The organism is Pseudomonas sp. A39 (assembly GCF_058145955.1).
The window spans coordinates 16,168-31,734 of sequence record NZ_JBYVMD010000057.1 but is presented as its reverse complement, the minus strand read 5'-3'; the positions used below and the strand labels follow the sequence as shown (position 1 = coordinate 31,734).

Annotated in this window: 16 protein-coding genes and 1 pseudogene; 9 read left to right on the top strand and 8 right to left on the bottom strand. The window is 61.1% G+C overall.

Going from position 1 to position 15,567, the window contains the following annotated elements:
• Positions 1 to 633 (top strand): saccharopine dehydrogenase family protein (locus AC3ZU9_RS27955; RefSeq protein WP_490091630.1); only part of this gene is annotated, 633 nt, incomplete at its 5' end.
• Between the two features lie 134 nt (positions 634 to 767).
• Here the strand turns inward: AC3ZU9_RS27955 and AC3ZU9_RS27950 are convergent.
• The gene (locus AC3ZU9_RS27950) at positions 768 to 1,547 is read right to left on the bottom strand and encodes an IclR family transcriptional regulator (protein ID WP_122809733.1); all 780 of its coding nucleotides are present in this window, start codon (positions 1,545 to 1,547) and stop codon (positions 768 to 770) included.
• A gap of 215 nt (positions 1,548 to 1,762) precedes the next feature.
• On the opposite strand from AC3ZU9_RS27950, the gene AC3ZU9_RS27945 reads away from it, so the two are divergent.
• From AC3ZU9_RS27945 to AC3ZU9_RS27925, 5 genes are all read left to right on the top strand, one after another.
• Complete coding sequence (locus AC3ZU9_RS27945) at positions 1,763 to 2,545, top strand: ABC transporter substrate-binding protein (RefSeq protein ID WP_012724730.1); 783 nt, start codon at positions 1,763 to 1,765, stop codon at positions 2,543 to 2,545.
• Complete coding sequence (locus AC3ZU9_RS27940) at positions 2,542 to 3,210, top strand: amino acid ABC transporter permease (protein ID WP_012724731.1); 669 nt, start codon at positions 2,542 to 2,544, stop codon at positions 3,208 to 3,210. The genes AC3ZU9_RS27945 and AC3ZU9_RS27940 overlap by 4 nt, the downstream gene beginning before the upstream one ends.
• Positions 3,207 to 3,959, top strand: coding sequence for an amino acid ABC transporter ATP-binding protein (locus AC3ZU9_RS27935; RefSeq protein WP_012724732.1), 753 nt, complete (start codon positions 3,207 to 3,209; stop codon positions 3,957 to 3,959). The genes AC3ZU9_RS27940 and AC3ZU9_RS27935 overlap by 4 nt, the downstream gene beginning before the upstream one ends.
• Positions 3,956 to 5,224: an NAD(P)/FAD-dependent oxidoreductase gene (locus AC3ZU9_RS27930; RefSeq protein ID WP_122809735.1), complete on the top strand. Its 1,269-nt coding sequence runs from the start codon at positions 3,956 to 3,958 to the stop codon at positions 5,222 to 5,224. The genes AC3ZU9_RS27935 and AC3ZU9_RS27930 overlap by 4 nt, the downstream gene beginning before the upstream one ends.
• Before the next feature lie 465 nt (positions 5,225 to 5,689).
• Positions 5,690 to 5,929, top strand: coding sequence for a DUF6124 family protein (locus AC3ZU9_RS27925; RefSeq protein ID WP_122809736.1), 240 nt, complete (start codon positions 5,690 to 5,692; stop codon positions 5,927 to 5,929).
• Between the two features lie 38 nt (positions 5,930 to 5,967).
• Here AC3ZU9_RS27925 and glsB read toward each other — a convergent pair whose 3' ends face one another.
• Both glsB and AC3ZU9_RS27915 read right to left on the bottom strand, forming a co-directional pair.
• Positions 5,968 to 6,876, bottom strand: a complete 909-nt coding sequence (gene glsB, locus AC3ZU9_RS27920; RefSeq protein WP_012724735.1) for a glutaminase B — start codon at positions 6,874 to 6,876, stop codon at positions 5,968 to 5,970.
• A 55-nt stretch (positions 6,877 to 6,931) separates the two neighbouring features.
• Positions 6,932 to 7,276, bottom strand: a complete 345-nt coding sequence (locus AC3ZU9_RS27915; RefSeq protein WP_012724736.1) for a hypothetical protein — start codon at positions 7,274 to 7,276, stop codon at positions 6,932 to 6,934.
• 91 nt (positions 7,277 to 7,367) lie between these two features.
• Between AC3ZU9_RS27915 and AC3ZU9_RS27910 the strand changes: the two genes are divergently transcribed.
• Positions 7,368 to 7,703 carry a hypothetical protein gene (locus AC3ZU9_RS27910; RefSeq protein ID WP_122809737.1) on the top strand — a complete coding sequence of 112 codons (336 nt, stop codon included), beginning with the start codon at positions 7,368 to 7,370 and terminating at the stop codon, positions 7,701 to 7,703.
• A gap of 33 nt (positions 7,704 to 7,736) precedes the next feature.
• Here AC3ZU9_RS27910 and AC3ZU9_RS27905 read toward each other — a convergent pair whose 3' ends face one another.
• Positions 7,737 to 8,147, bottom strand: a complete 411-nt coding sequence (locus tag AC3ZU9_RS27905) for a hypothetical protein (protein ID WP_093541714.1) — start codon at positions 8,145 to 8,147, stop codon at positions 7,737 to 7,739.
• 109 nt (positions 8,148 to 8,256) lie between these two features.
• Between AC3ZU9_RS27905 and AC3ZU9_RS27900 the strand changes: the two genes are divergently transcribed.
• Positions 8,257 to 9,123, top strand: a complete 867-nt coding sequence (locus AC3ZU9_RS27900) for an AraC family transcriptional regulator (protein WP_490091629.1) — start codon at positions 8,257 to 8,259, stop codon at positions 9,121 to 9,123.
• Here AC3ZU9_RS27900 and AC3ZU9_RS27895 read toward each other — a convergent pair.
• Together AC3ZU9_RS27895 and AC3ZU9_RS27890 are read right to left on the bottom strand one after the other, a co-directional pair.
• Positions 9,114 to 9,743 (bottom strand): annotated as a pseudogene (locus AC3ZU9_RS27895) (ribonuclease T2 family protein). The gene AC3ZU9_RS27900 and the pseudogene AC3ZU9_RS27895 sit on opposite strands and share 10 nt — an antisense overlap.
• A 42-nt stretch (positions 9,744 to 9,785) precedes the next feature.
• Positions 9,786 to 10,766, bottom strand: coding sequence for a Gfo/Idh/MocA family protein (locus AC3ZU9_RS27890; RefSeq protein ID WP_046034726.1), 981 nt, complete (start codon positions 10,764 to 10,766; stop codon positions 9,786 to 9,788).
• Positions 10,767 to 10,893: 127 nt separating this feature from the next.
• On the opposite strand from AC3ZU9_RS27890, the gene AC3ZU9_RS27885 reads away from it, so the two are divergent.
• Positions 10,894 to 11,256, top strand: a complete 363-nt coding sequence (locus tag AC3ZU9_RS27885) for an NUDIX hydrolase (RefSeq protein ID WP_064054544.1) — start codon at positions 10,894 to 10,896, stop codon at positions 11,254 to 11,256.
• Positions 11,257 to 11,277: 21 nt separating this feature from the next.
• On the opposite strand, the gene AC3ZU9_RS27880 is transcribed toward AC3ZU9_RS27885, so the two are convergent.
• Together AC3ZU9_RS27880 and AC3ZU9_RS27875 are read right to left on the bottom strand one after the other, a co-directional pair.
• Positions 11,278 to 13,917 (bottom strand): MGH1-like glycoside hydrolase domain-containing protein, encoded by a 2,640-nt coding sequence (locus tag AC3ZU9_RS27880; RefSeq protein ID WP_490091628.1) that lies wholly within the window; start codon positions 13,915 to 13,917, stop codon positions 11,278 to 11,280.
• A gap of 69 nt (positions 13,918 to 13,986) precedes the next feature.
• Complete coding sequence (locus AC3ZU9_RS27875; protein WP_012724744.1) at positions 13,987 to 15,396, bottom strand: OprD family outer membrane porin; 1,410 nt, start codon at positions 15,394 to 15,396, stop codon at positions 13,987 to 13,989.
• Positions 15,397 to 15,567: the final 171 nt, after the last annotated feature.

The following is a 15,567-nucleotide window of genomic DNA, read 5'->3' as shown; positions in this document are numbered from 1 at the left end:
GTGTGGAGCTGGCAGAACAGCCAGTGGACCAGCAACACCATGTTCGAAGTCAAACGCACCGACGACCTGCCGGTCGTCGGTTCGCAGAACCTTTACCTCACCGGCCACGATGAAGTGCACTCGCTGTCGAAAAACCTCGACGTGCCCAACGTGCGTTTCTGGATGAGCTTCGGCGAACACTACATCAACGTGTTTACCGTGCTGAAGAACCTCGGCCTGCTCTCCGAAAAGCCGGTCACCACCGCCGAAGGCCTGGAAGTCGTGCCGCTGAAACTGGTCAAGGCCGTGCTGCCCGACCCGTCTTCGCTCGCGCCGGGCTACACCGGCAAGACCTGCATCGGCGACCTGGTCAAAGGCACCAAGAACGGCCAACCCCACGAGATGTTCATCTACAACGTGGCGTGCCATGAAGAAGCCTTTGCCGAGACCGACAGCCAAGGCATCTCCTACACCGCAGGTGTTCCACCGGTCGCCGCCGCGCTGCTGGTGGCGCGTGGCGAATGGGATGTGAAGCACATGGCCAACGTCGAAGAACTGCCGGCTGAGCCGTTCCTGAAAGCGCTGGACGTGATGGGCTTGCCGACTCGGATCAAAGACGAGCACGGTGATCGGGCTTGGGATGCAATTGCCTGAATAGGCGATCGCTGACCGAACAAAACGGTGGGAGGGGGCTTGCCCCCGAGAGCGGTAGATCAGTCACAGCTGTATTGACTGACACACTGCAATCGGGGGCAAGCCCCCTCCCACATTTTGTTTTAGGGTGTCTGTTACTCCAAGTTCCGGGCCGAGTTGCTCAGCGCCCTCGAACATTGTAAAAGCGCCGGCGCCAACTGCCGCTCCGCATCCGCCCTGCTCCACCGACTGGTGGGCGCCACCACATGCACCGCCGCCACCGGCCGGCCATTGGCGCCCAGCACCGGCGCACCAATGGTCATGTCGCCCAGGAACAGCTCCTGGCCATTCACCGCATAGCCCTGCTCGCGCACTTGCTGCAACGACTCCATGATTTTGTCGACTTCCGTCAGCGTCTGGCTGGTGTGCGCAATACGCTGGCTGTTCTCGATCAACACCAGCGCCTCGTCCTGCGGCAAGGCACTCAAATACGCTCGCCCCGACGCCGTGCAATACATCGGCACCCGCGAGCCGATCGGCATATGCACCGGCACAAAGCCCGAGCTGACGAACCGTGCGATATAGGTCATGTCGTAGCCCGCAGGTTCGGTGAGGCACGAGGTCTCACCGGTCAATCGCGTCAACTCCGAGAGAAACGGATTGGCCACCTCGATCAACGAATGCGCATCCAGGTAACTGAAGCCCAACGCCAACACGTGCGGTGTGAGTTGGTAATGCCGTGTGCGGGAGTGTTTCCGAAGGTAACCCAGGCTCTCAAGGGTAAACACCATACGCTGGGCCGAGCTTTTGGTCATGCCGGCGGCCTCGGCCACCTCTGCAAGGCTCATGCTGCGGCGTTGGGCACTGAAGGCCTTGAGCACCGACAGGCCCTTTTCCAGGGATTGGTTGTGCAGACTGTTGCGTTCTTCGGACATGGAGGACTCGCGGTCAGGTCGATCAGGCGTGGCGATATTTCTACTCTAAATCATTAAAATAGACCACTAAATATCGCATACCGATACGAATAGTTCATTTTGTCTACTTTATATAGCGACATTCGATTTTTTTAAATCGAAATGGCACAGAGCTTGCGATTTCATCGGCAGCCGCTTGCGGTACTGACTTTCCGTTTTCCTTCTGGAGTAACCCGATGAACAGTCTTTCGCCCTTGTTTCGCCGCCTTGCCTTCGGTCTCTGCGCCACGTTCTGCGTCAGCGCTGCGCACGCAGAAAGTGCGTCCTCGTACAAAGTCGGTGCAACGGCCAGTGGTTCGCCGTTTACCTTCCTAGACATCAAGAGCAACAGCATCCAGGGCGTGATGGTCGACGTGGCTGAGGCCGTGGGCAAGGCCGGCGGTTTCACCAGCCAGATCGAGCAGACCAACTTCGCCGCACTGATCCCCTCCCTGACCTCCGGCAAGCTCGACTTCATTTCCGCGGGCATGCTCAAGACCGAAGAGCGCACCAAGGTCGTCGACTTCAGCGCCCCGGTGTATGCCTACGGTGAAGGCCTGATCATCAACACCGATGACAACACCGCCTACCCCGACCTGATGCCGCTGAAGGATCAGGTGGTCGGCGTACAGGCCGGCACCGTCTTCTATGACCAGTTGAACAAGCTCGGCATCTTCAAGGAAATCCGCACCTACGACTCCATCGGCGAGATGGTCCGTGACCTGTCCCTGGGCCGCATCAAGGCCGCCGTGGGTGATCAGCCGGTGGTCGCCTACCAGATCCGCCAGAAGCTGTTCAAAGGCGTGAAACTGGCGCCGGACTACAAGCCCACCAATGTCGGCGAAGTGTGCCTGGTGGTGCGCAAGGGCGACACAAAAACCCTCGAACGCCTGAACACCGCCATCGCCAGCATCAAGGCGGATGGCACCCTCGACAGCATCCTGAAGAAGTGGGGACTCGATACCCAGGTGCGCCCATGAACCCGGCTGAGTTCCTGCAAAACGCCCAGGACTTCTTGCCGATTTTGCTGCAAGGCGCCTGGGTGACGATCCAGATCACCGTGCTGTCGTTCCTGCTCAGCAGTGCCATCGGCCTGGTGCTGGCGTTGCTCAAGCTGTCGCCGATCCGTGCGCTGTCGTGGACGGCGAGCACCATCATCAACGTGATCCGTGGCCTGCCGATCATCGTGCAGCTGTTCTACATCTACTTCGTGCTGCCCGACATGGGTGTGCACCTCACCGCGTTTTATGCAGGCGTGATCGGCATGGGCATCGCCTACTCGGCGTACCAGGCCGAGAACTTCCGCACCGGCATCATTGCCGTCGAACAGGGCCAGCGTGAAGCCGCCGAAGCCTTGGGCATGCGCTCGACGCTGATGATGCGCCGGGTGATCCTGCCGCAAGCGTTTCGCATTGCGCTGCCGCCGTATGGCAACACGCTGGTGATGATGCTCAAGGACTCGTCGCTGGTGTCCACCATCACCGTCGCCGAGATGACCCGCCAAGGCCAACTGATCGCCTCGTCGACCTTCCAGAACATGACCGTCTACACCTTGGTCGCCCTGCTCTACCTGCTGATGAGCCTGCCGCTGGTGTATGGCCTGCGCCGCATGGAACAGCACCTGGGCCGGAGGAAAAAAGCATGATCGAGATTCGCCAACTGCAAAAACACTACGGCAGCCACCGCGTGCTGCACGGCGTCGACTTGGACGTGGCCAAGGGTGAAGTGGTGTGCCTCATCGGCCCCTCGGGCTCTGGCAAATCCACCCTGCTGCGCTGCATCAACGCGCTGGAGGCCTACGACGGTGGCGCGATTACCGTGTTCGGCGAAACCGTGCAGCGCGGCAGCAAGACCGTGCACGCCCTGCGCAGCCGCATGGGCATGGTATTCCAACGCTTCAACCTGTTCCCCCACCGCAGCGTGCTGGAGAACGTGATGGAAGGCCCGGTGTACGTCAAAGGCGAGTCGCCCAAGCAGGCCCGCGAAGAAGCCCTGGTATTGCTGGAAAAAGTCGGCTTGAGCGCCAAGGCCGACGCCTACCCGGAACAACTCTCCGGGGGCCAGCAACAACGCGTGGCCATCGCCCGCGCCCTGGCGATGAAACCCGAAGCCATGCTGTTCGATGAACCCACCTCGGCGCTCGACCCAGAACTGGTCGGCGATGTATTGGCGGTGATGCGCACCCTCGCCGATGAAGGCATGACCATGATCGTAGTCACTCACGAAATGGGTTTTGCGCGGGAGGTGGCAGACCGTGTGTGCTTCCTGCATGGCGGCTACATCGTAGAAAGTGGCGCGGCCGAGCAAGTGCTGGGCAATCCGCAGCATCCGCGCACCCAGGATTTCCTGCGGCGGGTGCTGCACCCCACTGGTGATACGCGGAGCCTGTCATGAAGTCATTGTGGTCAGCGACTGCGCCCTCGGTGGTGCCGACGCCTGCGTTGAGCGAATCGGTGAAGGTGGATGTGGCGATTGTCGGCGCGGGGTATACCGGCTTGTCGACGGCGCTGCATTTGGCCGAGCGTGGCGTCAGTGTATGTGTATTGGAGGCCAACGAGCCGGGCTGGGGCGCGTCGGGACGCAACGGTGGGCAGGTCAACCCGACGCTCAAATACGACCCCGAGCAACTGGTGCAAATGTACGGTCCGGAGCGCGCCGAACCGTTGATCTCAACCGTGTCGAATTCGGCCGACCTGGTGTTCAGGCTGATCGAAAAGCACGGCATTGATTGCGCGCCGGTGCGCAAGGGTTGGATGCAGGTGTCGTACACCGAAAAAGGCGTGGCAGGGTTACATGCACGCGCGGATCAATGGGCCCGACGCGGCGTGCCGGTGCAGCGTTTGAACGCAACGGCGGTGGCCTCGCGCATGGGCAGCGACGCTTTTGCCGGCGGCTGGCTGGACGGTCGCGCGGGTGCGATTCAACCGCTGGCGTATGCCCGGGGGTTGGTGGGCGCGGCGCTGGCGGCGGGTGTGCGGATTCATGGGCACAGCGCGGTGACGGGCTTGCATCGCCAGGGCTCCGGCTGGCAGTTACAGACCGCTAACGGTGCACAGGTCACGGCCGATCAAGTCGTGCTGGCCACCAACGGCTACAGCGGCAACCTGTGGCCGGGCATGGCTCAAAGCATATTGGCGGCGAACAGTTTTATCGTCGCGACCAAGCCTTTGAAAGGCCATGCAGTCGACAGCATTTTACCGGGCCAGGAAACCGTCTCCACCGCACAAAGGCTGTTGCTGTACTTTCGCAAAGACAGCCATGGCCGCTTGCTGATGGGCGGACGCGGGCTGTTCAACGACCCCACCTCGCCCACCGATTTCGCCCACCTGGAACGCTCGCTGGCGTTGCTGTTTCCGCAGTTGGGGCCATTGGAATTTGAGTATCGCTGGGCGGGCCGTATCGCAATCACCCGTGACTTCATGCCCCATGTTCACCAGCCAGCGCCGGGGCTCACATTAGCACTGGGCTGCAATGGCCGTGGGATCGCACTGTGTACCAGCCTGGGCCAGCAATTGGCGGGCAAGCTGTGTGACAGCCAGGCAGAGTTCGCCTACCCGGTGACACCGTTGCAGCGCTTGCCGATGCATGGGTTGCAGCGGTTTTACATTGGGGCAGGCGTTGCGTGGTATAGCGTGTTGGATCGGTTCAATATCAGCTGAAATACGTCCCCTGTAGTGAGCGAGCTTGCTCGCGCTGGGCTGCGCAGCAGCCCCCAAACCCGACAACCGAGCCGCATCAGGTATACCGCGCAAACCGTCCTGGGGCCGCTTCGCGGCCCAACAGGAGCAAGCTCCCTCGCCACAAGGGATCGCATTTAGCCATGAGTTCCAGGACTTTTCCCACAAGGGTTTCAGGTTGTCGCTCGGAACTTCGCTGACTAACCTCTGCGCCGTCGCTGCCAATTCAGCGGCCGGATTTGACCGTCCGAACCCAAAGTGCATCTGCATCAACATCGATCCAGGCGTTTCTTTTGCGTCTGCTGTATCGTGTCGCGGCAGCTGTACGCGGGATACCTTCGGGTATGCCGGGCTACTTTGGGACCGGTCGGTCAACCCGCGTATAGCTGCCACCCTCTTTCGCTTGACCGCGAATCGTGGCGGCTCAACTCCCAAAGAGATTTGACCATGATCAAAGACAGCCCCAATCCCCCAGAAACACTCTTCACCGTCCGTGCCGACTTAGACACGGAAACCTTGCTGGCCAACGCCTCCCAAGACCTCGCCGCCATCAACGACATCGCGGCCCACCTGGCATTTGAAGTAAACGGCGCCCAACGCAACATTGCGCTGGGCATCTGCCGCATGCTGGAAGGGGTGCAACTATTGGTCGACAAGGCGCTGAATACGGCTTACCCCGCAGCCTGAATCGTCAAAGACGATCGTTCCCATGAACGGGAACGATCTCAAAACACCGACCACCCAATCCGCTCACTCAACAACTCCAACGCCTTCATCCCCGCCAGCGAATTCCCCGCCGCGTTCAGCTCCGGCGACCACACGCACACCGTAAACTGCCCCGGCACCACGGCAACGATCCCGCCCCCCACTCCGCTCTTGCCCGGCAGGCCGACGCGATAAGCAAAATTCCCTGCCTCGTCATACAGCCCGCTGGTGGCCATGATCGAGTTGACTTGTCGGGTCTGTCGGGCGGTCAGAATCTGTTCGCCGCTGTGGGCACTCGTGCCCTCGTTGGCCAGGAAGCTGAACGCCTTGGCCAGATCCACGCAGCTCATTTGCAGCGCGCAGTAGTTGAAGTAGCTGTGCAGCACGGCATCCACGTCGTTGTGGAAGTTGCCGAAGGATTTCATCAGGTAGGCCATGGCGGCGTTGCGCGCGCCATGCTGGGCTTCGGATTCGGCGACGACGCTGTTGACCAGGATGTGTGGGTTGCCCGACAGGCGCCGCACGAAGTCGCGCATCGACAGGATCGGCACGGCGAAGCGCGACTGGTTGATGTCGCAGATCACCAGCGCACCCGCATTGATGAACGGATTGCGCGGGCGCCCGCGTTCGAATTCCAACTGCACCATGGAGTTGAACGGCTGCCCTGACGGCTCGTGGCCCAAGCGCTCCCAGATGGTTTCGCCGCCGTGGTCGATGGCCTGCACCAGGCTGAACACCTTGGAGATGCTCTGCACCGAAAACAGCGTGTCCGCATCACCGGCGCGGTAGGCCGAGCCGTCGTTGCCGTACACGGCGATACCGAGTTGGTTGGCCGGTACATCGGCCAGCGCGGGGATGTAATCGGCGACTTTGCCGAGGCCGATCAGTGGACGCACTTCGTCGAGAATCGACGAGAGCATCGCCTGCATGTCTTGTCCTGTCATCTGTGTTGGAATCGCTGGTAAACGGGTCGCGGAGGATACTTCAATGCGCGCGGAAGCCCCACATAATCTCAACCACCCGCTCGGCAATCACCAGGTACACCAGGATCAGCAACAGTTGCAGCGCCAGGTGATAACGCAGCTTGGCCAGCCGGCGAATGCCATCGCTGATATTCAACACCGTCAGCAATGCGGACAGGATGATCAACCCCCACCCCGCGACATCGGACGCAAACACGCCGATAAACAGTTCACGTTGCCCGACCAATGTGTGCGTCCCCGCCGCAAACAACAGTGCACACACCAGCAGGTTCTTCACGTTGTCGAAGATCTGCGTGCTCAGGTCGTTTTCCAGCAGCGCCATATAGCGCTTCCATAGGGTCTGCATGGCTTGGTACCGATCAGGGATGGCTCGTCACTCAAAGTAGTCCAATTGCCCGTACACTGCACCGCTGCGCTCACCCTTTGAGGACCTTTGCATGAAACTGATGATCGCCCTTGCCGCCCTGTTGTTGGTATCGGCATGTACGTCGACGCCGCCGCCCCAAGACGCCACCGCCTCTGTTTGCCTGGCCGGCGGCGGCAGCATGAAGCAAGTCGGCAAACTGCAGAGCTGGAAGTGCATCACGCCCTACAAGGACGCGGGCAAGGCGTGTACCGATTCGAGCCAGTGTGAAGGCGAATGCCGGACCAGCGTGACCGCATCCTCCGAAAATCGCCCGGTAACCGGCGCGTGTCAGGCGGATAACGGCCGCTTTGGTTGCTCGGCCACTGTCGAGAAAGGCCAGCTGGGCCGGGCGATGTGCGTGGACTGATGAGCGCCACATTTTTGCGGACTGTAGGCCGCGTTAAAAATGCGCCACATCCGACACCCGATCATCCAGCACGTCCCGCGCCAGCGCCCAGGCGCGGTCTTTGGATTCCACCACCAGCAACGGGTAGCCCCACGCCTTGCCAAACATCACGGCAAAAGGCTTGAGCGCCAGCCGCTGCGCAGCGCTGGGCTCGACCTGGATCATGCCCTTGACGTACGTGCGCAGGGCCGGCCTGTTTTTCTTCATCCAGATCGACGCCTGTTTGCGCTCTTCGTGGGAGTGTTCGTGACTGTTTTCATCTTCGGCCTTTTCATGCAGCAGCACAAAGGCTTGCTGGCGGGCCAGCAGGCCTTCGAAGACCACGAATGCATCGTCGGGCCCGCCTTCGTTTGGCGCATCAAAGACGATTTTCACCACTGGGAATGTTGAACTGTCGAGTCGCATGGCAGAGCTCCTTAATGAGAGTGGATCTCATCATAGGGATCTACCTGCTGGACGGCATTGCACAGAATAGCCAGAATGTTTCGCAATTCAGCCAAGCTGTGAAACCGCCATGACGCGCCACCGCCTTGATCAATTCGACCCCTCCAGGGCCAAGGACGCCGACATGATCCCGCGCGCCGTGGTGGCCGTGGGCGCTACCAGCACGTCCCAGACCTGGGAGCATGCACCGCATGTCCATCGCAAGGCCCAGTTGATGTACACCCTGCGCGGGGTGATTCATTGCCAGATCGAGGCCGGTATCTGGATTGTGCCGCCCCAGTGTGCGCTGTGGATCCCCGGCGGCCTTTCACATGCGGCGCGGGGGGCCGGCGAAGCCGAGGTGTATTGCCTGCTGATCGACCCGCACGCCGCTGGCGCCCTGCCCCCGCAATGCTGCACGCTGGCGGTGTCCGGCCTGTTGCATGAGTTGATTACTAAGGCGGTAAGCTTTCCGCATTGGTACGAAGAGGACGGCGCTCAGGGCCGGTTGATCAGCACGCTGCTGGACGAGTTGGCCCAGGCGCCCATCGAAGACTTGCACCTGCCGATGCCCCAGGACCCACGGTTGCGGCGCCTGGCCGACAGCCTGCTGGCCAACCCCGGCGATAAGGCCACCCTCGGCCAGTGGGCCGTGCGCATCGGCATGAGCGAGCGCAGCATGACGCGCCTGCTGCTGGAAGAGTTCGGCCTGAGTTTCGGCCGCTGGCGCCGGCAGTTGCATGTGATCCTGTCATTGCAACGCCTGGCCAGGGGTGAAAGCGTGCAGCGGGTCGCCCTGGACCTGGGTTATGAGAACGCCAGCGGCTTTATCACCATGTTCCGCAAGGCAATGGGCCAACCGCCCGCGCGCTACCTGGCGGATCGCGCCGGGGCCTTCAGTGCGAACGCGGCCGCGACCATTGCGTTGCACGCGCTCCAGGCGCCGGCTCAACGCTGAACCGGGATCCGGATGTCACCGTCCCGGCACTGGGTCTTCACGCTCCTGGGGCAACCGGCAAAGCGCAATTCCTTGCTCAGGCATATCCGTACTTCAGACAACACCTTGCCTTTGCAGATCACCGCCACACTGTGGTCGCCCATGGCGGGGTTGCTCTCGCGGAACAGCTGTTCGATGTCCCGGGCTTGCAAATAATTGGGCACATTGAACGGCTGCAGTTGCGGTGGGATCTGCACGGCGCCCAACGCCGCATCAGTGGCCTCCAGGTAGCGCGAGGCCTCCAGGCCGCTGCAGGTCCCGTGCTTGGCCCATTCATGCTTGAGCAGTGAGCGCGTGGGAAACATCAGCGCGCCCTTGGCCATGTCTTCGGCCTAGAGTTGCGATTGAGGCTCGCACGACGCTGGCCACCCGCCCCGAGCGTATTGCGGCCACAGTCCGTGCAACACGAAGCCGTAGCCTTTGCCCGAACACTGCTCGTTGTCCGGGTGCGTCAGGCAGAACGTCGGCGACCATGACAGCGACAGCACATAGAAATCAAAATCCCCCGCCGGCCGCTGCTCCCGTGGCGCCGCCATTGCACTTGTGGCAATGGCCAGCCACAACACCATCCAGTATTTCATCCCCGTGTTCCTTAAGAAAAATGAATCACTACCCTATTGCAACTACCCAGGATGATGGGGGTTACGTTGTAGCACCTTGTCGAGGATCCGATCGGTCTTCAACGCCTCGATCGCCTGTGAAGGGTGTTCGGCTTCCCCGCGGATATGGGCGTTCATGGCCAACACATGGTGCCACTGGATATGCGCGTGGCAAGGCACGTCCAGCACCTCGTCGACCTCGCCTTCCAGGCGCAGCGGCTGGTCCTCGAATACTGCAAAGGTAATGCGCCCCTTGCTGCCAATCAGCTCGACCCGGTCTTCACGACGGTCGGCGACAAAGTTCCAGCAGCCCATGCCCAGCGCGCCGGACGCAAATGTCCAACAGGCCGTCACGGCATCCTCGGCGGCATACTGCCCGGCCTGTCGCGCGGTGAAGCCCGAGACCTCGACAATATCCCCAGCCAGGTACTGGAACAGATCAAACCCATGGCTGGCCAGGTCGGCAAAGTAACCGCCACCGGCAATCAGCGGGTCGGTGCGCCAATTGGCGGCGTCGGCGTCATCGGCGCCCGGTGGCTTGCACAGGGTCCAAGTCAGGTGGCGCAGTTGGCCGATGCGCCCCTCTTGCAGCCACTGGCGCACTTGTTGGAAACGCGGCAGCGAACGGCGGTAGTACGAAACAAACAGGTGCAGGCCGGCACGCTCGAAGGTGCGCTGCATCAATGCGCTTTGCTCGGCATTCAATGCCATCGGTTTTTCGACACAGCAATGCTTGCCCGCTGCGGCCACCATCAGACTGTATTCAAGGTGGCTGTCGGGTGGCGTGGCGATGTACACCGCGTCCACCTCGGGATCGTCGATCAGGGCTTGGGCGTCGGTATAGAAACGGGCAATGCCATGGCGCGCCGCATAATCGCGCACGGCTTCCTCGCGGCGCCCCATGACGGCCACCAGCGCCGAACCTGGCGCTTTGTAGAAGGCGGGTCCACTCTTCAATTCAGTGACACTGCCACAGCCGATCATGCCCCAGCGTACGGTGTTCATCGGTTTCCCTCGTGCGTTTTCGTCAATCGGGCAGTATCCACATCCCCACACGTCAGCGCCATAACCACTTAGCATGACAATTGCATTACACTTTTATGACAATCATCTCACTGCGGGGGCACAGACGATGAAAATCAGGGCCACGGTCATTTGCGAACACGAGGGGCATATCCTCTTCGTGCGCAAGGCCAGATCGAAATGGGCGTTGCCGGGCGGCAAGGTTGAACGCAACGAGCGCCCGGTCGGCGCTGCCGAGCGCGAGCTGGAAGAAGAAACCGGATTGAACGTGGACGGCTTGCTGTACTTGCAGGAACTCAAGGCCCGCGACACCCTGCACCATGTGTTCGAGGCCTCGGTGGTGAACATCGAAGACGCGCGGCCTCGCAACGAAATCGTCGACTGCCAGTGGCATGCCTATGGCGCCATGGATGAACTGGACACCACCGACGCCACCCGGCATATCGTCAGATCCTTTCTGCGTCGCCTGTAGTTCAGCGCTCTGTCCGGCGTATTACTCAACCCCAGGCTGCAGCAGCAACGCCACCAATGCACTCCACCCCGTCTGATGGGACGCCCCCAACCCGCGCCCGGTTTCCCCATGAAAATATTCATGGAACAACACCAGGTCACGGCTGGCCGGGTCCGCCTCAAGCTGCGCATACCCCGCCATCGACGGTCGCGAACCGTTTTCATCCCTGAGAAACAGCCGCGTCAGCCGCTGACTGAGGCTGTCGGCCACTTCCTCCAGAGAGGACAGATAACCGCTGCCGGTCGGGTACTCCACCGAGAAGTTATCCGCGTAGTAGCGGTGAAATTCCCGCAACGACTCGATCAGCATGTAGTTCACCGGCATCCACAGCGGCCCGCGCCAGTTGGAGTTGCCGCCATACAGCCGCGAGTCGGATTCGCCGGGTTGGTAGCGTGCACTGAGGGTGTTGCCGTTCATTTGCAGCGCCAGGGGTTGCTCGGCGAACGCCTTGGACAAGGAGCGCACGCCAAACGTCGACAAAAACTCGCTGTCATCGAGCATGCGCCGCAGCAGGTCCTTGGTGCGCTCACCGCGCAACAGCGCCAGTAACAGGCGGTTGCCCTGCCCTGGCTCATTCCAGCGCGAGACCAGCTTGGCCAGGTCGGGCCGGTGCTTCATGAACCCGAGCAGGCGTTCGCGCAAGCCTTCCAACCCCTCATGCTCACGCTGCTCCAGCACCAGCACGGCAAACAGGGGCATCAGCCCGACGATAGAGCGCAGACGCACCGGCTCGTTCTGGCCGTCGGGCCGGTGCAGCACATCGTAGAAGAACAGGTCCTGCTCATCCCACAGGCCTTCGGCGCTCTCGTCGACGCGGTTGATGGCGCCCGCGATGTACAGGAAATGCTCAAAGAACTTAACGGCGATGTCGACGTACACCCCATTGCGCTTGGCCAGCTCCAGGCCGATACGCATCAAGTCCAGCGCATAGGCCGCGACCCACGCCGTGCCGTCGGCCTGATCCAGCTGGTACCCCGGCGGCAGCCCGGCCGAGCGGTCGAACAAGGCGATATTGTCCAATCCCAGGAAACCGCCCTGGAACAGGTTGCGCCCTTCGGCATCCTTGCGGTTGACCCACCAGGAAAAATTCAGCAGCAGCTTGTGGAAAATCCGCTCAAGGAAATCCATGTCGCCTACGCCGTTCAGCGCCTTGTCCTGCTGGTACACCCGCCAACTGGCCCAGGCGTGGACCGGCGGGTTCGCATCGTCGAAGCGCCATTCATAGGCCGGCAATTGCCCGTTGGGGTGCATGAAGCGGTCTTTCACCAGCAGTAACAGTTGCTGCTTGGCATACCCCGGATCGATCAGCGCCATGCCCACCGCCTGGAAGCCTTGGTCCCACGAGGCATACCACGGGTATTCCCAGGTGTCGGGCATGGAGAGGATGTCGAAGTTCGACAGGTGCCGCCAATGAGTATTGCGGATATGCAGGCGCTCAGGCGGCGGCGCAGGTTGCGCCGGGTCGCCGTCGAGCCATTGGTTCACATCGAAATAGTACAGCTGCTTGGACCACAGCAAGCCAGCCAATGCCTGGCGTTGCACATTGCGCGCATCGTCGTCGTGGATGCCGTGTTGCAAGGCGGCGTAGAAATCATCCGCCTCTTGGCGGCGTTGTTCGAACAGCTTGCGGGCGTTGACCGGCGGCGCGTTAACGGCGGCAAACCGCAGGTAGAGGGTTTTACTCTCAAGGCCTGCCAATTCGAGGATGAAGCGCGCCGCGACTTTGGTGCCGCTGTCACGCCGAATCGCCGATTGAACACCCTCGACCACGTAATCATTGATGCCGTCCTTGAACGGCCCCGTCGCCGGCTGGCCATCCAGGCGGGGAACGTTGGTTTCGTTCTCGCAGAACAACCACTCCACTCCCTCCTGGCCCCAGGCGCTGAGATGCCGATCCGGCCGTTCAGGATGGCGCGCCAGCACCTGCTCCCCGTCCATCTTCAACTGCGGCTTGGGCGCATCAAAGGTCCAGCTCCAGTCATTGCGCGCCCACAACTGCGGCATCACCTGCAAGCGGGTCGGCTGCTCGGAACGGTTGTGCAGCGTGATACGCATGAAGAGGTCGTCGGGCTGATGCTTGGCGTACTCGACGCTGACATCGCAGTAGCGGTTGTCTTCGAACACGCCGGTGTCAAGGATCTCGTACTCGGCATCCTCCAGGCCACGGCGGGCGTTTTCGCGGATCAGGTCATCGTAGGGAAAGGCCGCATGGGGGTATTTGTAGAGCATGCGCATGTAGGCATGGCTCGGCACGCCATCGACGAAAAAGTACAGTTCCTTGACGTCTTCACCGTGGTTGCCCTCGGCGTTATTGAGGCCGAACAGGCGCTCCTTGATGATCGCATCGCGCTCGTTCCACAGGGCCAGGCCCAGGCACCAACGTTGCGCCTTGTCGCTGAAACCGGCGAGGCCATCCTCACCCCATCGGTAGGCGCGGCTGCGTGCGTGTTCGTGGGGGAAGTAAGTCCAGGCATCGCCATCGGCGCTGTAGTCTTCGCGCACCGTGCCCCATTGGCGTTCACTCAAGTAAGGGCCCCACTCGCGCCAACGCTCGGCATCCTGCTGCGCCAGGCGCTGGCCTTCGAGGGTTGCAAGTATTCGGTTGTCGGGTGTGGCCGTCATCGGGTCCTCCATCGCCTACCAGGTGAGAGGCAGTGTAGAACCCAATGACGCCCGGATGCACATGAAGACTTAGAAGATGGCGTAGGTGTAGTTGAAGATCAGGCGAGTCTGATCCTGGTCGGGGGTGCCAGTGTTTTTGCCGTGATAGGTGCCGGTGCGCAAGGTGGTACCGAAGCCTTTCAGAGGACCGGCTTGCACCACGTAGTCCAGACGGAAGTCGGCTTCGTTTTCTTTCTGGTCAGGGCCGCCGGCAACCTTCGACTTGATGTCCGAACCGTCGAGGTACGCCACGGAAGCCTTCAGGCCAGGCACGTAGGCCTTGAAGTCATACGAGTACTGACCAAAGTTGACCTGCTCGCCCGCGCGGGAGAACTGGCCCACCACGGCGTCGGTAAACAGGTAGAAGTCGCTGCCGCCGGCGCCTTGTGCGTGCGGGTCGGCCAGGCTGCCCTGATTGACCCACACAAAGCCGCCGTCGTCACCCACGCCAATGTGGCCGAGCATCAAGCTGCTGCCGCCCAGTTGGTAAGTGAAAGCCGCACTGTAGGTTTTGTTGTCCACTTCGTTGGCGTGCTTGGCAAAGCCGCCGTTGTTGTTGAACTGGTAGCCGCTCTCGCCGTTCTTGCCGTCGCTGGTGCTGTCGAAGTAGCGTAGGTCGGTCTTGAACGACTGGTCATTGCCCAGTGGCAGCACGTGGACCAGGCCGACGTAGTTCTGTTTGTAGAAGTCTTGCAGTTGGGCGTAGTAGTACTGCAACGTCAGGTTTTTCGCGATGGCGTTGTCGGAAGAACCAAACGGTTTGTAGTCCACCCCGCCGAATTTGAAACTGTCGCTGTCGCGGGTACCGCCTGCCACGCTCAAGCCTGTGGAGTTACTGGAGGCACGGCCTTCGGCGCGGTTCAACTCACCGCCGGTGAAGGTGACATTGGGAATGTCATTCGAGGTAAGGATGCCACCGTCAAAGGTCTGCGGTGCCACGCGGCTGTCGTTGGAAACCAGGATCGGCAGAACCGGTGCCAAGCCACCACCGACGTGCAACTCGGTCTGGGAAACACGGAACTTCACGTTGCCCGCCGCGCGACCGAAGGAATCGGCAGGCTCGGTGCCGTTGTTCTTGGTCGGAAAAAAGCTGTTGCCGTTGCCCGCCAGGCCTGCGCCCGCCGTGTGACCATCGCCGCCGTCCAGGCGCAGCGCGCCGAAGGCCATGACGTCGAAGCCCAGGCCAATGGTGCCCTGGGTAAAGCCGGATTTGTAGTCAAAACGCAGCGCAGTTGCCGCTTCGCGCAGGTCGTTGTTGGTCCCCGAGCGGTTATCCGCGCTGTAGTACATGCTCCGTGAGCTGACAGACGCATGGCTGTCTTCAAGGAAACCGCTGTGACCATTGCCGGTGCCCAGGGCACCGAGCCCGAAATCATCAGCGAATGCGTGTTGTGCAAGAACGGCGGCGGTGATCGACAGCGCCAGTGTAGAAATTTTCATTAACGACGGCCCCTAAACATTTTTTTATGTGTGCGGTGTGCATAACGGCGTTTTCATCCTTGCAAACGTGACGATTCTTTCATGCCGGCCGGGGCGGACTCCGTGAAGAATTAGTTAGGAAAACCGCGCGGAAATGAAATTTTCCGCGGGCTGTTTTTTGTCATATTCACG